We start from the raw sequence: 20,672 nt of genomic DNA, 5'->3' as shown, positions 1-20,672 counted from the left end.
GCTGGGCCGATACTCCCACTCTTTCCAAGAAAAAAGCAACTGCAAAACCGCCAAAATCGGTAATGGGATTCTGCCCTTACGTTACATCTCAAGCAGCGAGGCCGGTCGTGCGCTCGATGAAGTCGGCTATGGATTCTACGTCGTCGAGGTCGAACACTGGCAGGCTCTTGTCGGTGATGGCGAAATCCGCGGCGACGGCGACAATATTGGGATCACCCGCCGCAAGCGGCGTCCGGTCCCTCGCTTCCAGCCGCCTCGTTTCGATCTTGCGGTGGGATTCGCGCTTGTAGCCTTCGACCAGCACGATGTCGCACGGGGCGAGCCGCGAGAGGATCGCGTCCAACGGCGGCTCTTGCTCGCCACGCAACTCGTGCATCAGCGCCCAGCGATTGCCCGACACGATCGCAACCTCGGTTGCGCCGGCCTGCCGATGGCGGAAGCTGTCCGCGCCTGGCTTGTCGATGTCGAAATCATGATGGGCGTGTTTGACCGTCGAGACCTTCCAGCCGCGCCGCACAAGCTCGGCGACCAGCTTCTCGGTGAGTGTGGTCTTGCCGGAGTTTTTCCAGCCGGTAATGCCGAAGATGCGTCTGTTCATGGCGTCATGCTCTGCAACAGGTGTTCGGCCAGGGCAAGATCGTCCGGCACGTTGATGTTGAAGAAAGGATCGATTGCTTGTCCGGCGGATTGCAGGAATGGGAATTCCACTTCGACATAGTCGTGCCGCTCGATAAAGGCCGAAACCCGCTTGTTGTCCTCGTCGACCAGGAAATGCCGCAAGGCTTCGCGGCATCCGGTCGGCCATAGCGCGAAGGTTGGATGCCGCCTGCCTGACGAGAAAGCGACGGCGATCGAACCGGGACGCTCATCGACTGCCGCCGCCAGGCGATCGACGAGATCCAGCGGCAGGAAAGGCGTGTCGCCGGCAGCAGTGACGACCGCCTTGCAAGGCCTGCCGGCAGCGGCCCATTCCAGGCCGGTGAGGATACCGGCAAGGGGCCCGGCAAAGCCTTCGATGGTATCGGCCAGCACCGGCAGCCCGAAACGGGCAAACCGTGCCGGGTCGCCGTTGGCACTAAGCGCCAGGGTCTCGAACTGCGGGCCAAACCGCGACAGGACCTGGTCAAGCAAGCAGCCGCCGCCCAGCGGCAACAACGCCTTGTCACCACCGCCCATTCGTCTCGACTGGCCACCGGCCAGAATGATCCCCGCGACATCGCGCTTCATGCCATCCAGCCTGTACGCCAGCCGCCGGAAATCGCAAGCGGCTTCAAGGGAGTGCTAGAGTCCTTCCGGTGCCGTGGCCGGGCTGGTGCTTTCGGCGACGATCCTTCGCCGGCCGACGATGCGCTCGCGATAAAGCGCATAGAGGCCCGAGCCGACGACTATTGCCGCGCCGGCGATCATCGGCATGTCCGGTATGTCACCGAAGATGATCAGGCCAAGCAGTATCGACCAGAGGAGCGCGGTATAGCGGAACGGCGCGATGAAGGAGATCTCGCCCGAACGCATCGCCATGATGATGAATTGATAGCCGATCAGCACCAGCACTGCCGCCAGCGCCAGCAGCGCCGTGCTTTTGCCTGTCATCGGTGTCCAGCCGCCCAGCGGCGTCAACAGAAACGCGCCGACGACGGTCATGGCAAGCGCGGTGGCGGTTGATACCAGCATCGTCGGGATGGCCTGGGGGATGCGCTTGGTGGCGAGGTCCCGCACCGTGCAGCACGCGACGCTGGCCAGCGCCACCAGCGAATAGACGCTGAAGCCCTCGAAACCCGGCCGCACGATGATCATTACCCCGGCAAAACCGATAGCGATCGCCAACCAGCGCCGCCAGCCGACCGCTTCGGCGAAAAACAGCGCCGCGCCCATCGTCACCGCCAGCGGCAGTGCTTGCAAGACGGCCGAAACGCTGCCGATCGGCAAATGGGCGAGGGCGACCAGGAAGGACACAGTGGCGCCCGCTTCACTCAGCACACGGATCGCCACCAGCGGCTGCAGCATCAGGCGAGGCTGGACAAGCGCTCCGCGTTGCCAGGCCAGCAGGCCGACGAAGAGCGAGGCGAACGCCCCTCTGATCAGCATGACCTGCGCCATGTTCATCGACTGGGAAGAGTATTTTGTAATGGCGTCGTTGAGCGTGAAGCCAACCATCGCCACCACCATGAACAACGCGCCGCGAAGATTTGGGGAAAGGGGCAAGACATCTACCGGTTGCTTTGGCATGCAAGCCTGTAACAGCCCGCAACGAAACAGCAACAGCAAAGGGCTGGGCCAGGACCGGATACCCATCGTCGCCGGCGTGAAATCATCCTGGACCAGACACGAATTCTGTCGGAAGGCGGCATTGCCTCCCGACACCTGTACAGCCGAGGCGATCCCTATTTCTTCGGCGTCAGCACCTCGGTGCCATTCCCCTCCTTGCCGGCGATGGTCCACAGGCCATGCAGCGACCCGTCATCCTCAACCTTGTAGACGACGAGGCCGATATCTTTGCCCATTGCGTAGCCGGCGGAGAATGCGTTGTCGTTGCGCATGCAGATGCCATCGGAAGATGAGCCGCCCGTTTCCCAATGGATCGCGCAGGTGGTCCCGCTGGTCAGCGTGATGGTGGCCTCGCCATCATAGGACGAACCGTCGAAATTGGTGCCGGCGACGGTGTAAGTGCCGCCGATCGACTGGGCAGCCGCGGGCAGGGTGGCCAAGCCGAGCAAGGCGAAAGAAAGAAGAAGTTGGCGCATAATGTTATCCCCCGAGAAAGCGATGAGCCGCTAGGGAACGGAGGCTAGGCGGGAAACCGTCACCAGTAAATCGGACCGGCATTTGCGGACAAAGATTTGCTTGCGGTGTGGCTAAAATGCTCGTGACCAGCTATGGCTATGGACCCTTTAGGCTGCCGGCGATGACGCCGACCATCGGGTCATATTTCGATTTCAGCGCCGGTGGGTAATCGATCCAGACCGTGCGGATGACGCCATCCCTGCCAAACAGCCGCCGCTCGTAAAAGATCTTTCCATCCTTCACGCCCGACAGCACCGCCCAGTCCTTGCCGGCCTTGCTGTAGGTGACCTCGTAGCCCGGCTCGTTGCTCGCTCTTTCGCCGGCAATGAATCCCTTCGGCGTGTCGTCATCGACATTGAATATGCCGGAGCATGTCAGGCTGGCGCTGTCCGCACTCAGCCACACCTGCCCGTCGCCATTCTCAGGCTCGGGCTGGCGATCGGTAAAGACATCGTCGGGAAAAGTGCAGACGGTGCCGAAGCGCTCGTTCACGTAGGTGGATTGCGCGGCAAACGCAGTGCTCGCCGAGCCCGCGGCGAGAGATGTCACGATCGAAAAGAGCCACCGCATGTCTGCCCCGAAGCCGAGATTGCAGGGCAATTCTCGCATAAAAAGACGAGAAGGTCAGCCGCCCGTGACACTCATATGCCGTGACACCGACGGACGGCTGGTGCGGCGGTCGATGATGAAGTCATGGCCTTTCGGCTTGCGGCCGATTGCTTCGTCTATAGCGTCGGCGACAAGTTCGTTGCCTTCGGACGCGCGCAGCGGCGCGCGCAAATCGGCCGCATCCTCCTGGCCAAGGCACATGTAAAGCGTGCCCGTGCAGGTCAGCCTGACCCGATTGCAGCTTTCGCAGAAATTATGCGTCATCGGCGTGATGAAGCCGAGTTTCCCGCCGGTCTCGCTGACATGGACATAGCGTGCCGGGCCACCGGTCTTGAACGGGATGTCGGTCAGCGTGAACTGGCGCTCGAGCGAAGCGCGCAGCAGCGACAGCGGCAAATACTGGTCGGTGCGGTCGGCATCGATCTCACCCATAGGCATGGTTTCGATGACGGTCAGGTCCATGCCCCGGCCATGCGCCCAGCGCATCATCTCGGGCAGCTCGGCGTCGTTGAAATCCTTCAACGCCACCGCGTTGAGCTTGACTCTGAGTCCCGCCGCCTGAGCCGCGTCGATGCCGGCCATGACCTTGTCGAGATGACCCCAGCGTGTGATGGCGTGGAATTTGTCGGCATCGAGCGTATCGAGCGAAACGTTAATGCGCTTGACACCACAATCGGCGAGTTCGGCGGCGAAGCGCGAAAGCTGCGAGCCGTTGGTGGTCAACGTCAGTTCTTCCAGTGCGCCGCTTTCGAGGTGCCGCGAAAGCTGGCGCACCAGATGCATGATGTTCTTGCGCACCAGCGGCTCACCGCCGGTGAGGCGTAACCGTCTGACACCCTTTTCGATGAAGACGGAGCAGAGCCGGTCAAGTTCTTCCAGCGACAGCAGGTCCTTCTTGGGCAAGAAGGCCATGTCCTCCGCCATGCAATAGGTGCAGCGGAAATCGCAACGGTCGGTGACCGACACTCTGAGATAGCTGATCGTGCGACCGAAGGGGTCGATCATGTTCATGTTCGAACGTTTCCGTGGCCGTTATCGGCATCGTTATATATAGCTATGTGATACGATCCAGCCCGCCATTCAAGATAGCGTGCCTCGATCCTTGGTAACATTCCGCGACCGACATTGCGTGTCGGACACCGTTGACGCCTTTGCGTACGGGGCGAAGCAGCGTAGGGAAGGGCATTCAGGCAGGATCGACCATGACAGCGCCAAAAGAACTGAGGGTCTCCAGGGACCGCAAGCTGCTCACCGTGACGTTTCCCGGCCATCAGCCGTTCGAGTTGCCGGCGGAATTGCTGCGCGTGGCATCGCCTTCCGCGGAAGTGCAGGGCCATTCGCCGGAACAGAGAGTGACGGTTCCCGGCAAACGCGATGTGGCCATCCTAAAGATCGAACCGGTGGGCAATTACGCCGTGCGTATCACCTTCGACGATTTCCATGACACCGGCATCTTCACCTGGAATTACCTGCACACCCTCGGCCACGAGAAGGACGCACGATGGAACGCCTATCTCGCGGAGCTTGCCGAGAAGGGCTTGAGCCGCGATCGTTAGCCGCCGTTGCGTCGTCAAAACGTCATGTGCCGGGAGTAGGGGCGGCGGATCGGGAGACGGAAAATGTCGGTGATTATCACAGTCGAACAACTCGAAGCGCTCTACGGATTGCCCGGCGAAGCCTCCGTGGTCAAGGAACTCGACCATGTCATTCCCGAATACGCCGCCTTTATCGAAGCCTCGCCCTTCGTCGCGCTCGCGACCAGCGGTCCGGAGGGGCTGGACTGTTCGCCGCGCGGCGATCTCGCGGGCTTCATCCGCATCGTCGATGCGAAAAAGCTGATGATGCCGGACCGGCGGGGCAACAACCGTGCCGATTCGCTAAAGAACATCATCCGCGACCCGCGCGTCGGCCTGCTGTTCCTGGTGCCGGGCTCCGGCACGACGCTGCGCATCAACGGCCGGGCGCATATCACCACGGATGCAGCGCTGTGCGCGTCGTTCATGGTCGACGGCAAGCCGGCGCGTTCGGTCACTGTGATCGATGTTGATTCGGTTTATTTCCAGTGCGCCCGGGCGATCGTGCGGTCGGAGCTGTGGAATCCGGAGAGACATGTCGACCCGAAGTCGCTGCCGACACCCGGAAAGATCCTGGAAATCACCAGCCGCAAGAATATCGACGGCGAAACCTACGATAGGGAATGGCCGGAACGAGCGAAAAAATCGATGTGGTGATCTTCTGAAAGGGCGGTCACGTCTCGTTCAGCACGTCATAGATCTTGCGCATCTGGTCGCCGATCATGTCGCATTGCTCCGGCGTCGACTGGCTCATCGCCTTCTCGATCAGCGCCATGTGCACTTTCAGCGCCTGCATCAGCAGCGCCTCGCCGGCTTCGGTCAGCGTAAGCCGCAAAACGCGCTTGTCCTTCTCGTCGCCTTCGCGCCGCAGCAGGCCACGTGTCTCGAGCTGCGGCAACAACATGGTGATGTTGGAGCGGCCCACGAGCAGCTTGCGGGCAAGGTCGTGCTGCGACATGCCGGGATGGCGGTAGAGATTCATCAGCACGTCGAGCTGCGCCGGCTTCAGATCGAGTGGCGCGAGTTTCACCGCCAGTGTGCGCTCCAGCACATGGCAGGCGCGCGCCACCGCGACCCAGTTGCGAAAACGCGGGTTGTCCCAGGGTAGCTCTTGTTTATTGTTCATCTTTGAACTATTATGTTCATGCTTGAACGTATGGATGGATTCTGACTATGGCATCATTCGGGCTGAAGGTCATCCGAGGTGTGTTTGGTGCGGCCGAACATGTCGCGCCGCGCATCACCGGACGCGCGGCTTTCGAATTGTTCTGCCGTACGCCAAGCACCAGGACGCTGACCGACGGCGAGCGCCGCGCTATCGACCGTGCCGCGGAGTTCATGGCCGAGGCGCGGCATCACCGGCTGAAGACCGCGACCGGCTGCGTCATGGTGCATGAATTCCGCCCCGAGCAGGGCCGCGAGCCTGCCGGCACCGTTCTCGTCATCCATGGCTGGCGCTCGCGTACCGAATATATGCGCGTGCTGATCGAAGGGTTTCGCGCTGCCGGCTACAAGGTCGTCTCGCTCGATCTTCCGGGTCATGGCCATTCGCAGGGCAGGCACCTCAACATGGTCAACGCCGTCGAAGCCGCAAGAGTGGCCGGCGAATGGTTCGGGCCATTTGTGGCCGCCGTCGGCCATTCCTTCGGAGGCGCTGTTGCTGCCAATGCCATCGCCGGCTCCGTCAAGGACATCCTACCACTGGCGGCCGCACGTCTTGTGCTGATCGCGGCGCCAAGCTCACTGCCGGCAATTTTCGACGACTTCAGCCGCATGCTCAATGTCGGTCCGCGCTCGCAAGTCGCGATGGCTGACCGCGTCGAATATCTCTCCGGCCGGCCGCTGCATGAATTCACCGGTGACCGCCAGCTTGCCCAGGCGCTCGTGCCGACGCTGGTCATCCACGCGCCTGACGACCGGGAGGTATCGGCTGAACACGCACGACGCTATGCCGCCGCCGGTGACCATGTGCGGCTGCACTGGGCCGACGGGCTTGGCCATCGCCGCATTCTGGCCGACAAGGGTGTGGTTGAACGCGCCGTCGGCTTCGTGACCACGCAGCGCGGGTCGTCTCTGCTCCACTGAGCGGCATTCAGGCTATTTCTTCTTTTCCCCAGGCTCTACGGGCAACCCGGCCGCTTTCCAGGCCGTGTAGCCGCCGAGAATGTGCTTGACCGGCGAAAGCCCCATGTCCTGTGCGGTCTTGGTGGCCAGCGCCGAACGCCAGCCGCCGGCGCAGAAGAAGACGAAGCTTTTTCCGGAAGCAAAGAACGGCTTGTGGTAGGGACTTTCGGGATCGATCCAGAATTCCAGCATGCCACGGGTGACATGCTTGGCGCCGGGAATTCTGCCGTCACGCTCGATCTCTCGAGGATCGCGCAGATCGACGAAAATGGTGTCTTCGTCTTCAAGCAGTCCTGCCGCTTCCTCGGGCGAGACCACTTCGATCTCGGCGTTGGCCTCATCCAGCAGTTCGCGATACCCTTTTTTCACTGTCGTCCCTCCCGGCCGCAGGTTTGCTGGCAAGGCGGATTTCGAGCACAATGAACGATGTTTGTCACGCCTCGACGGTGCCGGCCATGGTCTTCCAGGCAGCCATTGCCCCGGCCACCGTCGCCAGCAGGGCGGCCCGGGAAGCGCCGTCGCGCGCCTGGATGGACATGCCGTGCTGGACCGTTGCGAAAAAGGTCGCCGCGGCACGGCAATCGAAGCCGGCGGGCAGTTCACCCTCGGCCACGCCGCGCTCGAGACGCTTCTTCAAGGCGGCAAGATTCTCGGCGCGGCGGCGCCGCAAATCCGTGCAGATCGCGCCTCGGCTCGAGTCTTCATGCAGCGCACCCAGGGCAATCAGGCAGCCCTGCGGGCGATCCGTCTGCGAATAGGCCTTTGCAGTGAGGCGCAGAAACCGCTCGATCGCAAGGCGCGCCGTTGGCGCCTCTTCCAGCGCGAGCCAGATGTCGGCGCCCTCCACGCGGGAATAGAGATCGGTCGCCTCGAGGAACAGGGCCTCCTTGCTACCGTAGGCGGCATAGAGGCTCGGCGAATTGATGCCCATCGCGGCGGCGAGATCGCTGATCGACGCGCCTTCATAGCCCTTGGCCCAAAACACATCCATCGCGCGCCGCAGGGCCGCGGTTCGGTCGAACGTGCGGGGACGGCCTCTTTCCGACATGACGCCCTTTTCTGTGTTGATCGATACATAAATGAGTTGACGCGACTGGGCAAGGTTGGCAGATATTTATGTATCAATCGCTACATAAATGGAGAAATCGATGTCATCAGGAAGTTTGAACGGCAAGGCGGCACTCGTCACCGGAGGCAGCCGCGGTATCGGCGCGGCAATCGCGCGAAGGCTCGCGGCAGACGGGGCCGATGTCGCGCTGACCTACGTGCATGGAGAGGAACTGGCTCGGTCCGTCGTCGCCGAGATAGAGACCAAGGGCGGTCGCGCCATCGCGATCAAGGCCGACAACCGTGATGCCGACGCCATAGACCAAGCGGTTGCCGATGCGGTGACCGCCTTCGGCCGGCTCGACATTCTGGTCAACAGTGCCGGCATCTGGCGCGCAGCGCCGATCGATACGCTGTCGCTTGCCGAATTCGACGAAACCATGTCGGTCAATCTGAGGGCGCCGTTCATCGCCTCGAAAGCGGCGGCAAGACACATGGGCGAGGGCGGCAGGATCATCTCGATCGGCAGCAATCTGGCCGAGCGGGTCACCGACACCAGCCTGGGAGCCTACTCGGCCAGCAAGGCGGCGCTGGTCGGCCTGACCAAGGCATTGGCCCGCGACCTCGGGGCACGCGGCATCACCGCCAATGTCGTCCATCCCGGCTCGACGGATACCGACATGAACCCGGCCGACGGCCCGCATGCCGACCATCAGCGCCAGAAGATGGCGACCCCGCGATTCGGCAAGGCGGAGGATATCGCCGGCATGGTTGCCTGGCTCGCCGGACCGGAGGGCCGTTTCGTCACCGGAGCCGCGCTGACCATCGACGGCGGCGCAAACGCTTGAGGCGCGAGGCTTCCCGTGGCCGGGGCGACGGTTCGGTCGCGCCGGCCGTCACGACGTTGTGAAACCGTTCTGCAACAGCCCTGCCGAAATTTATGAAAGCTTAACGAAATCGGTATGAATCGGTATAGTCGCGCCTTACATCCGCCATGCGGTGAGCGGGACGGTTTATCGTGCGGAACGGGAACCGGTTGCGACCGGAGCGGGTGATCCATGAAATTCCTCGGTAAAAAAGCAACCGTGATGCCGCTGGTGGCGATTACGGCGACGCTGGCCTTCGGCATGCCTCAGGCAGGGGCCCAAGGGCTTTTCGACATGCTGTTCGGCGGGGGGATCAGGCATGAGCCGAAGGGCGAATTTCCGCCTCCTCCGCCAAAGTACAAGCCGAAGGCGCCGGCCGGCAGCGGCGGCGGTAGCGTGAGGATCAGCGGTCCGTCATACTATACTTACAAGGCCGACAGGCTGGTGCGTGTCGACTTCTCGACGCTAGCGACCGCGCCGCAGCCGGCGACACCGCAGGATGCCGCTTTCGTTCCTTCGGCCACCGGTGCTGCCTTCCACGATGCCATTGCCGGCCTCAGCGACTATGAACTCTACGCAGAGCCCGACATCGCCAAGGCGCTGATCGCCTATTACTCGGCCAACCCGGATTTCATCTGGGTGAGCGGAACCAGCCCCAACAACCGTGCGCAAGATGCCGTGCGGGTGCTCGGCGAGGCTGCCAGCTACGGCCTCACGCCTGCCGACTACACCGTCGACGTGCCGGCCACCAGTTCGACCTCGACAGACGACGCAGCCAAGCTAAAGGAACTCGTCCGTTTCGAGATGGCGCTGTCGGCACGCGTCCTGCGTTACGCCCATGACGCCCAGAGCGGCCGTGTCGAGCCCAATCGTATGACCGGCTACTACGATTTCCCGGCCAAGCCGCTCGATATGACAGGCGTGCTGAAGACACTGGCGCATACACAAGAAGTTCGCACATATCTGGAATCGCGCCATCCGCAGAATGCGGAGTATCAGGCGCTGCGCGTCGAACTGGAATCGCTGCAGGCGAGTGCCGAGAACGAGATCGTCGTCGATCCCAAGCTGCTGCTGAAGCCAGGCGAAACCAGCCCCGAACTGCCAAAGCTCCTGTCGCTGATCGCGCGTAATCTCGACGACGAGATGGGCGGCAGCTATGGCGAGGTCCTGTCGCGTTTGGCGACCAGCGAAGTCTATGTTCCCGAACTGGTCCCGCTCATCAAGGCGGTGCAGCAGAAGGAGGGCATGAAGGGTGACGGCGTCATCGGACCGCGTACCGTCGCCACACTGGCTGGGACGTCAAAGGCCGACAGGCTGCTGAAGGTCGAGGTGGCGCTGGAAGAACTGCGCTGGCTGCCTTCCGATCTCGGCAGTCCGCGCGTTTTCATCAACCAGCCCGCCTTCACCGCAAGTTACATTGACGACGGCCAGGAAAAGCTGAAGACGCGTGCCGTCGTCGGTCGGGTTACCAACCAGACGGCCTTCTTCTACGATCAGATCAAGCAGGTCGATTTCCACCCTTACTGGGGCGTGCCGCAGTCGATAATCGTCAACGAAATGCTGCCGAGGTTGCGCGGCGACCCCGGCTATCTCGACCGTGCCGGCTACGAGGTGACGGATTCACGCGGCAAGCGCATTCCTTCGTCGGCAGTGGACTGGGGCGCTTATGGCGCCAACATTCCCTACAATGTGCGCCAGCAGCCGAGCGAGGCCAATGCGTTGGGCGAACTGAAGATCCTGTTCCCCAATAAGCATGCGATCTACATGCATGACACGCCGCAGAAATCGTTCTTCAAGCAGGATATGCGCGCGCTCAGCCATGGCTGTGTACGCCTGCAAGATCCGCGCGGCATGGCGGCGGCGGTGCTCGGCACCACGGTCGATTATATCGCGGAGAAGCTGAAGCACGGACACTCGACCGAGGATGTAACGCGCAAAATCCCGGTCTATGTCGCCTATTTCACCGCCTGGCCAGACATGTCCGGCAAGGTCGAGTATTTCAGCGACGTCTATGACCGCGATTCCCGGCTAAAGCAGGCCCTGGATGCGACCGAGGCGGCGCGCTCACCCTCGAGCTAATCGCTAACTCTCTGACAGCGGGCGCCGGAAGCCGGCGTCGCGCCCGGCGATCAGCCAATAGACCAGCCCGGCCACAAGACCGGCGACGGCGATGATGCCGATATCGACCCAGCGCTCCGGATCGACGTCCTCCGCCGCGCTCGGCCAGATCAGGAAGAAGCCGCCGGCCGCTGCGGCGGCGCCGAAGAGCATGTGCAGCAGCGCGCTGCGCAGGGAGAAAAACTCGGCGATCAGCGCGAAAATCAGCGTCTGTGGCGCGGTCAGCACAACCGTCAGGAAATAGATGAACATGCCGAGCGGCGGCACCACCAAGGCAGCGATCGGTGAGACGCCCATGAGGTCGAAATAGGCGGGCGCGTTGGGCAGGGAACTGAGCGCCGCATAAATCGCCACTACGGCGATCAGCCCAACCAGTATGGCGACAAGATAACCGGCCAGCATCATCAGGACGCGCTTCATCAAGTGCTTCGCAGTCGACATGCCCACCCCCGTGAAGCCCGTTCATCCTACAGTCAGCCATCAATGGCGAATTGACGCAAGGGGAGACGGAAGACCTGGCCAGCGTCGAGGCCCGACGCAGGCGGACCAGCCACTCAGGCGCCGCCGCACATATGCTGCGAATCCGGCAGAGCCCAGGAGCCTTTCGCGACGAGTCGACGGAATAATAGACCCGGCCACGGTCGTCGTCCTTGGGGCAGTCCCTGGGAATCGCGATCAAGCACATGATGACCGGTTCTCCAACTTTCGAGGCGGCCAATCCAGGCTCGCGATCATAGGAGACAGCCCCGCCACCATTGGTGAACGTGGCCGCGCTGCCCGCGTCGGGACTGGCCGTTTCCAGCGGATCGTCGCCGAGGCGCGTGGTAAGCGTCTTGATGTGCGTCGATGCGCATTGGCCGATTGCTAAGGGCAAGGGCTGATCGTTACGCCCGGGGTTTCGCCCGGCGGCTTCGAGCGCCTTCTTGCCAATCAGCGCGACGTTGTAGTCCTGCACCCAGGATGGCGCATTCCCATAGGTCTGCAAGGCGTTGTTGAGCGCGCTGACGACACAGGCCGTATCGCTCTTGCAGGCATTGCGGTCGGCGATCAGCCCGCGGGCAATCTTGCGCTTGTCGCCGCCGAACGCCGGCTCGAAACCCTTGTACGCCTTCGAAACCAGTAGATCGATCGCCGACAGTTGCGGGTCGGCGCAGATCGCCTTTTCCGCCGGCAGGCTTGCCTTGGCGCAGTCGAAGGACGGCCCATCGGCCTGCGCCGGAGAAACGGCAAGGAAACTGCCGGCTGGGACGATGGCGAGCACAGACAGCAAATAAGTTCTAACGAAACATCGCATCACGGCCCCCAAGCCAACAGGTTTGCCCAAGGCGCGGCCCGCGCCGGCGCATAACATACCCCAAGGATGGACAATTTGGGCTCCCGTTTCGTCGTTGAGAATGCTCGTAGGCAGCGCATTCGCGACGAGGATATCCCTACGAATCCTATTTTGGTTCGGCCGTCACAGGATCGAAGTCGATTTCGACCTTTGCCTTGTCCGAGGTGTAGTAGGTGACGGTGTAGCCGTCCTTGTCCCAGTCGACCTCTTTCACGTAGCGAAACCCGTCACGCTGCTCGACCTTGGCGATGATCTCCGACAGCTTCTTGGCATTGGGTGGCGGCAGCGGAGTTTCATCCGCGGCAAAGGCAGGCCCGGCGGCGAGAAGAACGGCGACGGAGGTCGCAAGCAGAAATCTGGACATGGTTTTCCCTCAAGTTTCGACGGAGGGAAACTCGCTGCCATGCAGGTTTGTTCCGCATGTGGGCATGCCGGGTCATCCGATCCAAGGATTTGCAGTTGCGGCAAGACAAGCGTCCTATGCCAAAAACCACGATGGCCGCTTCAATACTCATGGCCATACAACGTTGGCGTCACGTCGTCGTCCCGACGTTTCAATGCCTGCGCAAAAAGGCAGAACGCTGAAGGGGCGGACTGTAGCTGCCGATGTGATGCCAGCAAATAGATGGTGGGCGATGCAGGGATTGAACCTGCGACCCCACCCGTGTGAAGGGTGTGCTCTCCCGCTGAGCTAATCGCCCGCTCGTTGCCCGAAGGCCAAGCGAGCCGCGATATAAGGGAGGCCGGCCCGTTAAGTCAAGGCAGTGTCTGGTGTTCTCACACAGATCGGATTTGCGGTCCCGCCAGGGCCGTTCCGGAGACATTTTCATCGCCGGCGCTCAGTGTGCGGCGGCGCCGATCAGCCCTTGCGCCAGATCGAGCGTCAAGGCATCAAAATGCGATATCACCGCCGAGGGCTCGAACTCGCGCACATGACGGTCGGTGTAGCCGAAGTCGACGGCGACGACAGGAATGCCGGCGGCCTTGGCGGTGTCGATATCTGTTTGCGAATCGCCCACCATCAAGGCGCAGTGCGGATCGCCGCCGGCCCGTTTGATGGTTTCGATCAGGTGACGCGGATCGGGCTTGCGGAACGCGAACGTGTCCTGCCCGGCAATTGCCGCGAAATGCCTGGTAAAGCCAAGCGCTTCGATCAGCGCCAGCGAGTTGGCTTCGTATTTGTTCGTGCAGATGGCCAGCAGATAGCCGGCCTTCTCAAAGCGGGCAATCGCCTCGATCACGCCGGGGTAGGGGCGGGATTTGCCAGGAATATTGTCAGTGTAGTGATCGAGGAATAGTTTCAGCAGCCGGTCGTGCTCCTCAACCTTGAGAGATCGTTGCTGCGCGGCATGCGCCCGTTCGATCATCACCCGGCCGCCATGGCCGACGAAGCGTCTGAAGCCGGCTTCGTCGACGGCCGCCAGTTGGCTGGCCGCCAGGCTGTGGTTGAGGCTGTCGAGCAGGTCCGGCGCCGTGTCAATCAGCGTTCCATCGAGGTCGAACACGATGATCGGGCGACTCATGATCCATCCTGCGCAGGTTTGTGCATCGGCACGCGATAGCGGCTGCGACGCTTTAAGGCAAGCAGACTGGTGAGGCCGCCGCCAAAGGCTTTGACCCGGCCGGCAAAAGTGCTAGGAGCCCGAAACGCTAAAGCGCGTTGCGTCGAAACGGACTCCCTGCGGCGCGCTTTGGGTCTTTGTTTCATGCATGTCGTTTCCCAAAACCGAGGTCACTTTTGGGCGCCATGCATTAGGTTTCGGGGCAGCAAACGGCATGGATGCGAGGCAATTGAAGGTCGAGGCCGCGCGGGCCGCGCTTGCCCATGTCACCGACGGCATGCGGCTCGGCATCGGTACCGGCACCACTGCCGACGAGTTCGTGCGGCTGCTCGCCGACAAAGTTGCCTCCGGCATGACCATAACAGGGGTGCCAACCTCGGAACGCACCGCTGCGCTGTGCCGCGAACTCGGCGTGCCGCTGTCGACGCTGGAGGAAACGCCCGAACTCGATCTCACCGTTGACGGCGCCGACGAAGTCGACCCAGAGCTGACATTGATCAAGGGCGGCGGCGGTGCGCTGCTGCGTGAGAAGATCGTGGCCGCGGCCTCGCAGCGCATGATCGTCATCGCCGACCGTTCGAAGATGGTCGAGACGCTCGGCCGGTTTCCTCTTCCCGTCGAAGTCAACCGGTTCGGCCTGCGCGCGACCGAGATCGCCGTGGCCATGGCGGCTGAAAATCTCGGCCTTTCCGGTCCGGTGACATTGAGGATGACGGGAGGCCAGCCTTTTGTTACAGACGGCGGCCATTTTATCCTCGATGCATCTTTTGGCCGCATTCCGGATACAAGAGCGCTTTCGAATGCTCTCCACGCCATTCCTGGCGTGGTCGAGCACGGTCTTTTCATCGGGCTGGCGTCAGCGGCCATAATCGCCGGCGGCGACGGTATCCAAACTGTCCATGCCGCCCGAAAACCAGGGAGTTCTACCGATCATGATGTTGCATAACCGGGTTCGCCGTCTTTCCGTCCTTGTGGCGGCTTCGGCCGTCTTCGCGTTCTCCTCGCCTGTCTTCGCGCAGGATGTCACGGAATCGCATCTGAAGGCCGCACGCGCCGCGGTTGCCGCGATCCACGCGACCGACCCGTTCGACAACATCCTGCCGCAGGCCGCCGCGGCGCTCGAATCGCAGCTCATCCAGAAGAACCCTGACATGCAGGAGCTGATCGGCAAGACGATCAACGAGAAGGCACTGGCGATGGCCTCGCGCCGCGCGGATCTCGAGAAGGAAGCGGCTCTTGCCTATGCGAAAGTGTTTTCCGAAAAGGAACTCACCGACATCGCGGCCTTCTACAGCTCCGAGTCCGGCAAGAAGCTGCTCGACAGCGGCCCGACCGTGACACGCGACCTCGTCAAGGCCGCCGACATCTGGCAGAACGGCGTAGCTCGCGATCTTGCCCAGCAGGTCGGCGAAACGCTGGCGGCGGCGGCAAAAGCGAAGGCGCCGGCTGCGCCTGCGCCCGCCGATGGCGCCGCTCCGGCCGACAATGCGGCCCCGGCGGATGGCGCCGCACCCGCCGACGGTTCGGCTCCTGCCGACGACACGCAGAACTGATCCGCATTTCAAGCGCGGCCTTTGCGGCCATCTGTAAAGCCCGGCCTGTCCGGGCTTTTCTTTTGGTGGTTTGCGGCCTACCTGTCACTCACATTTTGGCGTTCAAGGAGCCGCTTCATGGCCGGTTATGATTACGACCTCTTCGTCATCGGCGGAGGCTCCGGCGGGGTGAGGGCGGCACGGGTCGCGGCAGCGCTCGGCAAGCGCGTCGGCATCGCCGAAGAATACCGTTTTGGCGGCACCTGCGTCATCAGGGGCTGCGTGCCGAAAAAGCTCTATGTCTATGCCTCGCAATTTCCCGAGCATTTCGCCGACGCCGCCGGCTACGGCTGGACGGTGCCGGAAGCCAGTTTCGACTGGCAGATGCTGGTCGCCAACAAGGACCGCGAGATCAGCCGCCTGGAGTCGATCTACAAGAAAAACGTCGAGGGTTCGGGCGGCGAGACCTTTCATTCGCGGGCGATGATCGTCGACCCGCACGTGATCCATCTCCTGAGCGAGGACCGCACCGTCACCGCCGATCAGATCCTGATCGCCACCGGCGGCCGTCCGGCGGCGCATCCGGCACTGCCCGGCCACGAACACTGCATCTTTTCCAATGAGGCTTTCGACCTCAAGGAACTGCCGAAGGCGATCATGATCGAGGGCGGCGGCTATATCGCGGTCGAGTTCGCCAACATCTTTCACGGGCTCGGCGTCGACACCACGCTGGTCTATCGCGGCAAGGAAATTCTTGGCCGCTTCGACATGGACCTGCGGCGCACGCTGCATGAGACGATGGAAAAGAAGGGGATCAAAATCCTTTGCCATTCCGTCTCCGAATCGGTCAGCAAGCGGCCGGACGGGCGGCTCGACGCGCAGCTCATCAGCGGGCAGGTGCTGACGGTCGACCAGGTGATGCTGGCCATCGGCCGCATCCCCAACAGCGAGAATATGGGCCTGGAAGGTATAGGCATCGAGATGGCCACCGCGACCGGTGCGATCAAAGTCGATGATTATTCCCGCACCAACATCGACAATATCTGGGCAATCGGCGATGTCACGAACCGCGTGCAGCTTACGCCGGTGGCGATCCACGAAGCGATGTGCTTCGTCGAGACGGCGTTCAAGGACAATCCGACGGCGCCCGACCACGATACAATCGCGACCGCCGTCTTCTCGCAACCGGAAATCGGCACGGTCGGCCTATCGGAGGACGAAGCCGTCAAACGCTTCGCCGACATCGAGATCTACCGCGCCAGCTTCCGGCCGATGCGGCACACGCTGTCGGGCCGTGACGAAAAGATGCTGATCAAGCTGGTCGTCGACGGCGCTTCGCGCAAGGTTCTCGGCGCCCACATACTAGGGCCGGACGCCGGCGAAATGGCACAGCTGCTCGGCATCCCCCTGAAGGCGGGGCTGACCAAGGATGATTTCGACCGCACAATGGCCGTTCATCCGACCGCGGCAGAAGAGCTCGTCACCATGTACAAGCCGACCTACCGCGTGAAGGACGGCGAGCGCATCTGACGCCTCGGCTATCGCGCCGCCGCCAGCCTTGGCCGGCGGCGGCGGTCAAACCGCTACAGCAACGTGCCGCGCAGGATGACCAGCGCCACCGAGAAATAGATTACCAGTCCGGTGACATCGACCAGCGTGGCGACAAACGGCGCGGATGCGCTGGCGGGGTCGAAACCGACCCGTTTCAGGGCGAAAGGCAGCATCGACCCCGACAGCGAACCGAAGGTGACGATGCCGACCAGTGCGGCGCCGACAGTCGTGGCGATCAGCGGCCAGTGCGGGCCATAGTCGTAGAAGCCCATATATTGCCAGAGCGCGATGCGGCAGACGCCGACCACGCCGAGCATGGCGCCGAGCACGAGACCGGTGGGCAATTCGCGCAACGCCACCCGCCACCAGTCGCGAAGGCCGATCTCGCGCAGCGCCAGCGCACGGATGACCAGCGATGTCGCCTGCGAGCCGGAATTGCCGCCCGAGCTCATGATCAGCGGAATGAACAGCGTCAGCACGATCGCTTTCTCCAGCTCGCCCTCATAGCTTTGCATCGCATTGGCCGTCAGCATCTCGCTGATGAACAGCGCGCAGAGCCAGCCGCCACGCTTCTTGATCATGGCGAGGAAGCTCATCTTCATATACGGCTCGTCCAGAGCCTCCATGCCGCCGAAGCGATGTACGTCCTCCGTGGTCTCCTCGATCATCGTGTCGATGATGTCGTCGATGGTGACGATGCCGAGGATCTTGCCGTGGTCCACCACCGGAACGGCGAGCAGATCGTATTTGGAGATCGTCTGCGCCAGGTTTTCGCGATCGGTCAGCGGGCTGACCGTCACCGGCATGCGGTCGGGCGCCACCGACAGGATCGAGTCGTCCGGCTCACCGGTGATGAGCCGACGCAAGCCGGTCGACCGCACCAGGAGGTGTGTTTGCGGATCGACGATGTAGATTGCATAGACGGTCTCGCGCGTCCGCTCGACCTTGCGGATGTAATCGAGCGTGCGCCCGACGGTCCAGTCGGAGGGAACGCTGACGAACTCCGTCGTCATGATCGAGGCGGCGCTGCCTTCGGGATAGCCCAGAATGGAAAGCAGGGTCGCGCGCAGCGGCGGCGCCAATGCGCCGAGCAGTTCGGAGCGTGCCGGCTCTTCGAGCTCGCGCAGAATGTCGGCCGCGCGGTCGACGGACATGGCGGTGAGCAGCTTGCTCGCCTTGGGACGGGGCAGGGCCTCCGCCAGTTCGGGCGCGCCCTCAAGCTCCGGCTGATCGAAAATCTCGACCAGCCGTTCGAAGGGTACGGCGCAAAGCAGCTCCGTCGCGGTTTCGCGCGATTCATGATTGAGCGCCTCGACGACGTCGGCGACGTGGTCATTGGCAAGGATGCGGGCGATGGCGACGGCCTCGTCGTCCGCTACGGGGGAAAAATCGTTCATGGTTCACTCCTTGCCGTCCGGCAGGACATGAACCATTCAGGTCACGTCTAGGCGGACGGCGGTTGCGTTCGACTGTGACTGTCGCCAGGCATGGCGCGGTGACCTTTCCGCTTGCGGGTTCGCTTTTGACTGTCTGCAAGCCGGCGCAACATAGGAGCGCGCCTTGCCGAGTCAATCGCAGTGAGGAAGTAAAACAGTGCCGAGCGGCGCCGATCGCGAGACTGTGATCACCGTCCGCCGTTTGACGCGGCAAGTCCCGGTGACGTCATCGTTATTTCTGCTTCAGCCGGCGCGAGAACCGCGTCCATTTGTCCTCGACCGGCCTTGGCTGGGCCAGGATCGTGGTGAGTTCGAGGGGCAGGCTCGGGGCGAGCGGTTTCTTCGTGGCGACACCGTCGGCAATCAGGACCATCGAGTGGTAGAACTCGGTGCCGGCAGCCGATCTCGGCGCCACGGCTTCGTGCATGACACTGATCACCGTCACATCGGGGCAGTTGTCCTTGATGGCCTGGTGGAAGGCGATCTTGCCGTCAGGGTCGAGAGCACCGGTCGCTTCGTCGAGGAACAACAGTCCCGGCTGCTGCAGTATGATACGAGCCACCACCAGCTTCTGTTTCTGGCCGCCCGACAGGACCTGATCCCAGCTTTTGCCCTCGCGACTTTCATTGGCCATGTGTTCGATGAAATCGCCAAGGCCAGCCTTGTGCAGCGCCGACGCAACCTGGGCATCGCCATGATCGCGTTCGGAGCCGGGCAGGCAGACAAGCTGCTTCAGCGACACCTGCGGCAGCTTGACCTCCTGGGCGGCATAAAAACTCTTCACGCCCTCCGGGAAGACGATGGTGCCGCGGCCGTAGGGCCACAAGCCGTTGATCGCCTTGATCAGCGAGGTCTTACCGCAACCGGATTCGCCTTTCAGGAAGGTCCATTCACCGCGCCGGAAGCGCAGGTTGGCGGAACTGAGGAATGGCGTCGCGTCCTCGCCCTGGTGCGCCAGCTCCAGCTTCTGGATGGTCAGGCCGAAAACCGGATTTTGGCTGGCGTAGTGGAAGTCGGAACGGCCGCTCTGGCTGTAGAATTCCTGTGGGTGCTGGACGTTCTCGATCGCGTTGGCGAGCTCCGTCACACGCTGGCTATTGGCGCGAAGCGTGGCGATGGCGGGCATGACATGGATGAACCACGAACACTGGCTGATGAGTTGGCCCACCATTTCGGAGCCGGTGATGTAGCCTTTATAGTCCAGGCGGCTGTGGATGAACGGCAACAGGCCAGGAGCATAGGCCACAATACGGGCGCCGATGAAATTGTAGATCAACTCGAACGACATATAGCTCGTGTTGACGACATTCAGCCGTCCCCAGGTGCGATCGATGTCGACATAGAGCCGGTCGTGCATCATTTTCTGCACGCCCTCGCCATGTGAGGCGGCGACATGGAAGCTGCGGCGCAGGAATGTCGTCAGTTCGCTACGATAGCTTCCCTCAGCCTTCTGCATGCGAATATTGAGACGTTCGAGCAGGCTGCCGAGCTTGACCGCGATCCAGGTGTTGAGGGGCACGTAAGTGGCGACCGCGAGAAGGGCAAGAACGGCGCTGCCATAGCTGCCAAGGAACTCCAGACCTTTGACCTCCACTGACGACTGCAGCAGGTTCTGGCCGATAAAGTAGAGCGAAGTCGCCAGCCCCAGCACGCCCATGGCGAGGCCGATCGCACCGCCGGTCATGTCCTTGATCGATTCCTGGATGCGCTGGTCGACGTTGTCGGGCGCAACGATGCCGCCGTCCGCGGAACCATGTTGAGCATGGAAATGGGTATGGTTGCCGTCGAGCAAGGCCTGGTTGAATTTGTCATTCAGCCAGCCACGCCATTTGCGGTGCAAGGTTGCCGAGACGAGATTGCGAATACCAGTGAAGCCGGCATCCTTGAGCAGGACGAGCAGCACCAGCACGCCGGCGTTGGTCAGGATTGTCTCCAGCGGACGGGTGTTGGCGGCGTCGTGCAGGAAGGCAATTGAGTTCACCAATTCGCCCGAAGCCATGGCGAACCAGACGCTGGCCTTGCTGGACAGCGCGGTGAGCAGCGCGATCACCAGAGTCAGCGTCCAGGCTTCCTTCCAGCGGTCCGAGACCCAGTAGGCTCGCATGAGCCCCCAGAAATTGCGCATCGAGGATACCGGCG

The 20,672-nt window shown here is 62.3% G+C and carries 22 protein-coding genes and 1 tRNA gene; 8 read left to right on the top strand and 15 right to left on the bottom strand.

Annotated features, from left to right (window positions below; all coding sequences use genetic code 11):
• Positions 1-88 precede the first annotated feature (88 nt).
• From mobB to moaA, 6 genes are all read right to left on the bottom strand, one after another.
• Entirely contained in the window at positions 89-598 is a 510-nt protein-coding gene (gene mobB, locus FJ492_RS02030) for a molybdopterin-guanine dinucleotide biosynthesis protein B (protein WP_140768225.1), read from the bottom strand.
• Positions 595-1,227 (bottom strand): molybdenum cofactor guanylyltransferase MobA, encoded by a 633-nt coding sequence (gene mobA, locus FJ492_RS02025; RefSeq protein ID WP_140768223.1) that lies wholly within the window; start codon positions 1,225-1,227, stop codon positions 595-597. Before mobA ends, mobB begins: the two co-directional genes overlap by 4 nt.
• A gap of 54 nt (positions 1,228-1,281) precedes the next feature.
• On the bottom strand, positions 1,282-2,202 hold the full coding sequence (locus FJ492_RS02020; RefSeq protein WP_140768221.1) for a DMT family transporter: 921 nt from the start codon (positions 2,200-2,202) through the stop codon (positions 1,282-1,284).
• Between the two features lie 179 nt (positions 2,203-2,381).
• Positions 2,382-2,741, bottom strand: a complete 360-nt coding sequence (locus tag FJ492_RS02015) for a hypothetical protein (RefSeq protein ID WP_140505387.1) — start codon at positions 2,739-2,741, stop codon at positions 2,382-2,384.
• 136 nt (positions 2,742-2,877) lie between these two features.
• Positions 2,878-3,330: a hypothetical protein gene (locus FJ492_RS02010; protein WP_246675853.1), complete on the bottom strand. Its 453-nt coding sequence runs from the start codon at positions 3,328-3,330 to the stop codon at positions 2,878-2,880.
• Between the two features lie 75 nt (positions 3,331-3,405).
• Entirely contained in the window at positions 3,406-4,401 is a 996-nt protein-coding gene (gene moaA, locus FJ492_RS02005; RefSeq protein ID WP_140750332.1) for a GTP 3',8-cyclase MoaA, read from the bottom strand.
• A 191-nt stretch (positions 4,402-4,592) separates the two neighbouring features.
• Between moaA and FJ492_RS02000 the strand changes: the two genes are divergently transcribed.
• Positions 4,593-4,946, top strand: a complete 354-nt coding sequence (locus tag FJ492_RS02000) for a DUF971 domain-containing protein (RefSeq protein ID WP_027142676.1) — start codon at positions 4,593-4,595, stop codon at positions 4,944-4,946.
• 63 nt (positions 4,947-5,009) lie between these two features.
• Positions 5,010-5,621, top strand: a complete 612-nt coding sequence (locus FJ492_RS01995; protein ID WP_140768218.1) for a pyridoxamine 5'-phosphate oxidase family protein — start codon at positions 5,010-5,012, stop codon at positions 5,619-5,621.
• Between the two features lie 16 nt (positions 5,622-5,637).
• Here the strand turns inward: FJ492_RS01995 and FJ492_RS01990 are convergent, their stop codons facing one another.
• Positions 5,638-6,090 carry a MarR family transcriptional regulator gene (locus FJ492_RS01990; RefSeq protein WP_140768216.1) on the bottom strand — a complete coding sequence of 151 codons (453 nt, stop codon included), beginning with the start codon at positions 6,088-6,090 and terminating at the stop codon, positions 5,638-5,640.
• Positions 6,091-6,137: 47 nt separating this feature from the next.
• On the opposite strand from FJ492_RS01990, the gene FJ492_RS01985 reads away from it, so the two are divergent.
• Positions 6,138-7,049 (top strand): alpha/beta fold hydrolase, encoded by a 912-nt coding sequence (locus tag FJ492_RS01985; RefSeq protein ID WP_140768214.1) that lies wholly within the window; start codon positions 6,138-6,140, stop codon positions 7,047-7,049.
• 12 nt (positions 7,050-7,061) lie between these two features.
• Here FJ492_RS01985 and FJ492_RS01980 read toward each other — a convergent pair whose 3' ends face one another.
• Together FJ492_RS01980 and FJ492_RS01975 are read right to left on the bottom strand one after the other, a co-directional pair.
• On the bottom strand, positions 7,062-7,457 hold the full coding sequence (locus tag FJ492_RS01980; RefSeq protein ID WP_027142680.1) for a rhodanese-like domain-containing protein: 396 nt from the start codon (positions 7,455-7,457) through the stop codon (positions 7,062-7,064).
• Between the two features lie 64 nt (positions 7,458-7,521).
• The gene (locus FJ492_RS01975) at positions 7,522-8,136 is read right to left on the bottom strand and encodes a TetR/AcrR family transcriptional regulator (RefSeq protein ID WP_140768212.1); all 615 of its coding nucleotides are present in this window, start codon (positions 8,134-8,136) and stop codon (positions 7,522-7,524) included.
• 100 nt (positions 8,137-8,236) lie between these two features.
• Here FJ492_RS01975 and FJ492_RS01970 point away from each other — a divergent pair, with 100 nt between their 5' ends.
• Together FJ492_RS01970 and FJ492_RS01965 are read left to right on the top strand one after the other, a co-directional pair.
• Positions 8,237-8,983, top strand: a complete 747-nt coding sequence (locus tag FJ492_RS01970) for a 3-oxoacyl-ACP reductase family protein (RefSeq protein WP_140505373.1) — start codon at positions 8,237-8,239, stop codon at positions 8,981-8,983.
• A gap of 210 nt (positions 8,984-9,193) precedes the next feature.
• Positions 9,194-11,080, top strand: a complete 1,887-nt coding sequence (locus tag FJ492_RS01965; RefSeq protein ID WP_140768210.1) for a murein L,D-transpeptidase — start codon at positions 9,194-9,196, stop codon at positions 11,078-11,080.
• A 3-nt stretch (positions 11,081-11,083) separates the two neighbouring features.
• Here FJ492_RS01965 and FJ492_RS01960 read toward each other — a convergent pair whose 3' ends face one another.
• The 4 genes from FJ492_RS01960 to FJ492_RS01940 form a co-directional block, all read right to left on the bottom strand.
• Entirely contained in the window at positions 11,084-11,560 is a 477-nt protein-coding gene (locus tag FJ492_RS01960; protein ID WP_140505369.1) for a hypothetical protein, read from the bottom strand.
• Positions 11,561-12,558: 998 nt separating this feature from the next.
• Positions 12,559-12,816, bottom strand: coding sequence for a PepSY domain-containing protein (locus tag FJ492_RS01950; RefSeq protein ID WP_027142686.1), 258 nt, complete (start codon positions 12,814-12,816; stop codon positions 12,559-12,561).
• A 262-nt stretch (positions 12,817-13,078) separates the two neighbouring features.
• Positions 13,079-13,153, bottom strand: a tRNA-Val gene (locus FJ492_RS01945).
• Positions 13,154-13,291: 138 nt separating this feature from the next.
• Positions 13,292-13,975: a phosphoglycolate phosphatase gene (locus tag FJ492_RS01940; RefSeq protein WP_140711593.1), complete on the bottom strand. Its 684-nt coding sequence runs from the start codon at positions 13,973-13,975 to the stop codon at positions 13,292-13,294.
• A 253-nt stretch (positions 13,976-14,228) separates the two neighbouring features.
• On the opposite strand from FJ492_RS01940, the gene rpiA reads away from it, so the two are divergent.
• The 3 genes from rpiA to gor all read left to right on the top strand — a co-directional run bounded on the left by rpiA (position 14,229) and on the right by gor (position 17,076).
• Positions 14,229-14,960 (top strand): ribose-5-phosphate isomerase RpiA, encoded by a 732-nt coding sequence (gene rpiA / locus FJ492_RS01935; RefSeq protein WP_140505363.1) that lies wholly within the window; start codon positions 14,229-14,231, stop codon positions 14,958-14,960.
• Positions 14,947-15,567 (top strand): DUF2059 domain-containing protein, encoded by a 621-nt coding sequence (locus FJ492_RS01930; RefSeq protein ID WP_140505361.1) that lies wholly within the window; start codon positions 14,947-14,949, stop codon positions 15,565-15,567. The genes rpiA and FJ492_RS01930 overlap by 14 nt, the downstream gene beginning before the upstream one ends.
• A gap of 117 nt (positions 15,568-15,684) precedes the next feature.
• Complete coding sequence (gor, locus tag FJ492_RS01925; protein ID WP_140505359.1) at positions 15,685-17,076, top strand: glutathione-disulfide reductase; 1,392 nt, start codon at positions 15,685-15,687, stop codon at positions 17,074-17,076.
• 53 nt (positions 17,077-17,129) lie between these two features.
• Here the strand turns inward: gor and mgtE are convergent, their stop codons facing one another.
• Both mgtE and FJ492_RS01915 read right to left on the bottom strand, forming a co-directional pair.
• Positions 17,130-18,494 (bottom strand): magnesium transporter, encoded by a 1,365-nt coding sequence (mgtE, locus tag FJ492_RS01920; RefSeq protein WP_140505357.1) that lies wholly within the window; start codon positions 18,492-18,494, stop codon positions 17,130-17,132.
• A 271-nt stretch (positions 18,495-18,765) separates the two neighbouring features.
• Positions 18,766-20,658 carry an ABC transporter ATP-binding protein/permease gene (locus FJ492_RS01915; protein WP_181166564.1) on the bottom strand — a complete coding sequence of 631 codons (1,893 nt, stop codon included), beginning with the start codon at positions 20,656-20,658 and terminating at the stop codon, positions 18,766-18,768.
• Positions 20,659-20,672 lie beyond the last annotated feature (14 nt).

It is taken from the genome of Mesorhizobium sp. B2-5-4, from assembly GCF_006441095.1.
GTDB classification, from domain to species: Bacteria; Pseudomonadota; Alphaproteobacteria; order Rhizobiales; family Rhizobiaceae; genus Mesorhizobium; species Mesorhizobium salmacidum.
The sequence above is the reverse complement of the archived record's forward strand: the minus strand, read 5'-3'. Positions and strand labels throughout refer to the sequence as shown.

Bases quoted from the DNA above. Each gene is read 5' to 3' on its own strand.
- mobB (WP_140768225.1), bottom strand. From the start codon at position 598: ATGAACAGACGCATCTTCGGCATTACCGGCTGGAAAAACTCCGGCAAG.
- mobA (WP_140768223.1), bottom strand. From the start codon at position 1,227: ATGAAGCGCGATGTCGCGGGGATCATTCTGGCCGGTGGCCAGTCGAGA.
- FJ492_RS02015 (WP_140505387.1), bottom strand. From the start codon at position 2,741: ATGCGCCAACTTCTTCTTTCTTTCGCCTTGCTCGGCTTGGCCACCCTG.
- moaA (WP_140750332.1), bottom strand. From the start codon at position 4,401: ATGAACATGATCGACCCCTTCGGTCGCACGATCAGCTATCTCAGAGTG.
- FJ492_RS02000 (WP_027142676.1), top strand. From the start codon at position 4,593: ATGACAGCGCCAAAAGAACTGAGGGTCTCCAGGGACCGCAAGCTGCTC.
- FJ492_RS01995 (WP_140768218.1), top strand. From the start codon at position 5,010: ATGTCGGTGATTATCACAGTCGAACAACTCGAAGCGCTCTACGGATTG.
- FJ492_RS01990 (WP_140768216.1), bottom strand. From the start codon at position 6,090: ATGAACAATAAACAAGAGCTACCCTGGGACAACCCGCGTTTTCGCAAC.
- FJ492_RS01985 (WP_140768214.1), top strand. From the start codon at position 6,138: ATGGCATCATTCGGGCTGAAGGTCATCCGAGGTGTGTTTGGTGCGGCC.
- FJ492_RS01975 (WP_140768212.1), bottom strand. From the start codon at position 8,136: ATGTCGGAAAGAGGCCGTCCCCGCACGTTCGACCGAACCGCGGCCCTG.
- FJ492_RS01970 (WP_140505373.1), top strand. From the start codon at position 8,237: ATGTCATCAGGAAGTTTGAACGGCAAGGCGGCACTCGTCACCGGAGGC.
- FJ492_RS01965 (WP_140768210.1), top strand. From the start codon at position 9,194: ATGAAATTCCTCGGTAAAAAAGCAACCGTGATGCCGCTGGTGGCGATT.
- FJ492_RS01960 (WP_140505369.1), bottom strand. From the start codon at position 11,560: ATGTCGACTGCGAAGCACTTGATGAAGCGCGTCCTGATGATGCTGGCC.
- FJ492_RS01950 (WP_027142686.1), bottom strand. From the start codon at position 12,816: ATGTCCAGATTTCTGCTTGCGACCTCCGTCGCCGTTCTTCTCGCCGCC.
- FJ492_RS01940 (WP_140711593.1), bottom strand. From the start codon at position 13,975: ATGAGTCGCCCGATCATCGTGTTCGACCTCGATGGAACGCTGATTGAC.
- rpiA (WP_140505363.1), top strand. From the start codon at position 14,229: ATGGATGCGAGGCAATTGAAGGTCGAGGCCGCGCGGGCCGCGCTTGCC.
- FJ492_RS01930 (WP_140505361.1), top strand. From the start codon at position 14,947: ATGATGTTGCATAACCGGGTTCGCCGTCTTTCCGTCCTTGTGGCGGCT.
- gor (WP_140505359.1), top strand. From the start codon at position 15,685: ATGGCCGGTTATGATTACGACCTCTTCGTCATCGGCGGAGGCTCCGGC.
- mgtE (WP_140505357.1), bottom strand. From the start codon at position 18,494: ATGAACGATTTTTCCCCCGTAGCGGACGACGAGGCCGTCGCCATCGCC.
- FJ492_RS01915 (WP_181166564.1), bottom strand. From the start codon at position 20,658: ATGCGCAATTTCTGGGGGCTCATGCGAGCCTACTGGGTCTCGGACCGC.